The sequence below is a fragment of the Variovorax sp. P4_D9 genome (genome assembly GCF_056401695.1).
Genome location: NZ_JBFUIU010000866.1, coordinates 1 through 3613, shown reverse-complemented (window position 1 = coordinate 3613; position 3613 = coordinate 1). Strand labels below are relative to the sequence as shown.

The following is a 3613-nucleotide window of genomic DNA, read 5'->3' as shown; positions in this document are numbered from 1 at the left end:
CTTCAACGCCGAGCTGAGCACTCCATTCCCGGGCGCCGGCAACGACCGGACGCTGCGTCTCTATACCTTTTTCGACGTCGGCAACGTGTTCGGCGACCGCACGCCGTGGTCGACCGACGCGCAGTGGGATTCGATCAAGAAGCTGCGGGCTTCGGTGGGCCTGGGCATCAGCTGGGTTTCGCCGCTGGGTCCGCTGCGGATCGCCTATGCCCTCCCGGTCGTGTATCAGCAGGAAGACCTGGGCCAGCTGATCCCCCAGGATAGAATTCAGCGTTTGCAATTCCRGATCGGAACCACCTTCTAATGACTCCATTGCTCCGTGCCGCCGGCGCGCTGCTTGTTCCTGTCTTCATGGCCGCAGGAATGCCTGCCCATGCGCAGGAAACGTTCCGCATCGGTTTCGTCAATCCGGACCGGGTGCTGCGCGAAGCGCAGCCGGCGAAAGCTGCCCAGGCCAAGCTGGAGGCCGAGTTCCTCAAGCGCGAAAAGGATCTGACGGCACTGGGCGCGGCACTCAAGGCGGCATCCGAGCAGTTCGAGCGGGAGGCGTCGACGCTGTCCGAAAGCCAGCGCGTCGCGCGCCAGAAGGCGCTGGTCGACCAGGATCGGGATTTCCAGCGCCGTCGTCGGGAATTCCAGGAAGATCTGAACGCACGCAAGAACGAAGAGCTGCAGCAGGTCTACGAGCGTGCCAACCGCGTGGTCAAGCAGGTGGCCGAGGCTGAGAAGTACGACGCCATCCTCCAGGAGGCGATCTACATCAACCCGAAGCACGACATCACCGAAAAGGTGATCAAGGCGCTCAACGCGTCGACCAACGGGTCGACCTCTCCCGGCGGCAAGTAGCGCCGTCTATCGGCGTGGCACTGCGGCTAGGCGCAATCGTTGAAGCTCTCGGAGGCGAACTCCAGGGCGATCCCGGGCTCTCGATCGAGCGGCTGGCGCCCCTGGCCACGGCAGAGGGCGACGCGATCGCCTTCCTGAGCCATCCAAAGTACCAGAAAGAGCTCGCGGCCTCCCGCGCCGGCTGCGTGATCGTGGCGCCGGCGATGCGCGAAGCCGCGGCCGCGCGCGGTGCCTTCATCGAGACGACCGATCCCTATCTCTACTTTGCACGCCTCACCCAGCTCTGGAAGAAGGCCCATGCCCGGCCCGAGGCGGCGCGCATCCATCCGAGCGCGGTGATCGATCCCGCGGCGTCGATCGATCCGAGCGCCCGCATCGGCGCGCTGTGCGTGATCGAGCGCGGCGCGCGCATCGGCGCCGACACGGTGCTGAAGTCCGGCGTGACCGTGGCCGAGGACTGCGTCATCGGCGCGCGCTGCCTGCTGCACCCGGGCGTGGTCATCGGCGCCGACGGCTTCGGACTCGCGCCGCACGAAGGCGCCTGGGTCAAGATCGAACAGCTCGGCGCGGTGCGCATCGGCGACGACGTCGACATCGGCGCCAACACCTGCATCGACCGCGGCGCGCTCGAGGACACCGTGATCGAGGACGGCGTCAAGCTCGACAACCTGATCCAGATCGGCCACAACGTGCGCATCGGCAAGCACACCGCGATGGCCGGCTGTGCCGCGGTTGCCGGCAGCGCCACCATCGGGGCCCATTGCACGATCGGCGGCCGGGCCGGTGTGCTGGGGCACTTGACCATTGCCGATCACGTGCACATCTCGGCCACCTCGCTGGTGACGCGATCCATTCTCAAGCCCGGTCACTACACCGGTGTGTTTCCCATCGACGACAATGCCGCCTGGGAAAAAAACGCTGCCACGCTCAAGCAACTGCACAGTCTGCGGGAGCGCCTCAAGGCGCTGGAAAAAATGACGATGCAGGACAAGAAATCATGACGACCCTCGATATCCATCAAATCCTCAAGCTGCTGCCTCACCGGTACCCGTTCCTGCTGGTGGACCGCGTGCTCGACATGGAAAAGGGCAAGCGAATCACGGCACTCAAGAACGTGACCATGAACGAGCCCTTCTTCAACGGCCATTTCCCGCATCGCCCGGTGATGCCCGGCGTGCTGATGCTGGAGGCGATGGCGCAGGCTGCCGCGCTGCTGTCCTTTCATTCGCTCGACATCGTTCCCGACGACAACACGGTCTATTACTTTGCGGCCATCGATGGTGCGCGCTTCAAGCGGCCGGTCGAGCCCGGCGACCAGCTCACGCTCGAGGTCGAGATCGAGCGCATGAAGGCCGGCATTTCGAAGTTCAAGGGCCGCGCCCTGGTCGGCGCTGAACTGGCCTGCGAAGCCACGCTGATGTGCGCGATGCGCCAGATCAACTGACGCTGCCGTTTTTTTTCGCATGACCCTGATTCATTCGACGGCCATCGTCGACCCCCGGGCCGAGCTCGACCCCACGGTCCGTGTCGGCCCCTACGCCGTGATCGGCCCGCAGGTGCGGATCGGTGCTGGCACGTCGATCGGCGCCCACTGCGTGATCGAGGGCCGGACTACGCTCGGCCGCGACAACCAGGTCTTCCAGTTCGCCTCGCTCGGCGCCGTGCCGCAGGACAAGAAATACGCCGGCGAAGCGACCGAACTGGTGATCGGCGACCGCAACACGATACGCGAGTTCTGCACCTTCAACCTCGGGACGTCGCAGGACATCGGCACCACGCGCATCGGCGACGACAACTGGATCATGGCCTACGTGCACATCGCGCACGACTGCCAGCTCGGCAACCAGATCACCATGGCCAACAACGCGACGCTCGCGGGCCATGTCGTGGTGGGCGACTGGGCCACCATCGGCGGCCTGACCGGGGTGCTGCAGCGCATGCGCATCGGTCCCCACGCGATGGTCGGCTTCGCCAGCCATGTCGGCAAGGACGTACCGCCCTTCATGGTGGTCGACGGCAACCCGCTGGCGGTGCGCGGCGTCAATCTAGTGGGGTTGCGCCGGCGCGATTTCGGCAACGAGCGCGTCGCGGCCATCCGCGAGATGCACAAGCTCATCTACCGCCAGGGCAAGACGGTCGACGAGGCGCGTGCGGCCATCGCCGCGCAGGCGCGCGAGACGCCCGAGGCGGCCGCCGATGCAGCCCTGATGGCCGACTTCCTCGGCAGCTCGGCAGCCGGCATCGCCCGCTGAGCGCCTGCATGATTGCGGACACTTCAGCGCGACATTTCGCGATGGTCGCCGGCGAGGCCTCGGGCGACCTGCTGGCCGGCCTGATGCTCGACGGCCTGCAGGCCCGCTGGCCGTCGATGAAGGCCGCCGGCATCGGCGGCCCCAGGATGCTGGCGCGCGGGTTCGAAAGCTGGTGGCCGCAGGAGAAGCTCGCTGTGAGCGGCTATGTCGAAGTACTGCGCCACTATGCCGAGATCGCCGGCATCCGGCGCCACCTGCGGGCCCGGCTGCTGCGCGAGTCGCCCGAGATTTTCATCGGCGTCGACGCCCCYGACTTCAACCTCGACCTCGAAGCTGGGCTGCGCGCCTGCGGCATCAAGACCGCGCATTTCGTCTGTCCCTCGATCTGGGCCTGGCGTCCGGAGCGGGTCCACAAGCTCCGCGCCGCCGCCGACCACGTGCTGTGCATCTTCCCGTTCGAGCCGGCGCTGCTTGAGACCCACGGCATCGCCGCGACCTATGTCGGCCATCCGCTC

The 3613-nt window shown here is 66.4% G+C and carries 6 protein-coding genes; all 6 read left to right on the top strand.

Translation table 11 applies throughout. The features are described 5' to 3' along the window. On the top strand, window positions 1-304 hold a 304-nt coding region (locus AC1DY5_RS47110; RefSeq protein ID WP_478121251.1), incomplete at its 5' end, for a BamA/TamA family outer membrane protein. Continuing rightward, window positions 304-846 (top strand): OmpH/Skp family outer membrane protein, encoded by a 543-nt coding sequence (locus AC1DY5_RS47105; protein WP_478121250.1) that lies wholly within the window; start codon window positions 304-306, stop codon window positions 844-846. The genes AC1DY5_RS47110 and AC1DY5_RS47105, both read left to right, overlap by 1 nt. 14 nt (window positions 847-860) lie before the next feature. After that, the gene (gene lpxD / locus AC1DY5_RS47100) at window positions 861-1847 is read left to right on the top strand and encodes a UDP-3-O-(3-hydroxymyristoyl)glucosamine N-acyltransferase (protein ID WP_478121249.1); all 987 of its coding nucleotides are present in this window, start codon (window positions 861-863) and stop codon (window positions 1845-1847) included. Beyond that, the gene (gene fabZ / locus AC1DY5_RS47095) at window positions 1844-2290 is read left to right on the top strand and encodes a 3-hydroxyacyl-ACP dehydratase FabZ (protein WP_286367614.1); all 447 of its coding nucleotides are present in this window, start codon (window positions 1844-1846) and stop codon (window positions 2288-2290) included. The genes lpxD and fabZ overlap by 4 nt, the downstream gene beginning before the upstream one ends. A gap of 19 nt (window positions 2291-2309) precedes the next feature. Beyond that, window positions 2310-3098 carry an acyl-ACP--UDP-N-acetylglucosamine O-acyltransferase gene (gene lpxA / locus AC1DY5_RS47090; protein WP_478121248.1) on the top strand — a complete coding sequence of 263 codons (789 nt, stop codon included), beginning with the start codon at window positions 2310-2312 and terminating at the stop codon, window positions 3096-3098. 8 nt (window positions 3099-3106) lie between these two features. Beyond that, window positions 3107-3613, top strand: a 507-nt coding sequence (locus AC1DY5_RS47085) for a glycosyltransferase family protein (RefSeq protein ID WP_478121247.1), incomplete at its 3' end; no start/stop codon positions are given.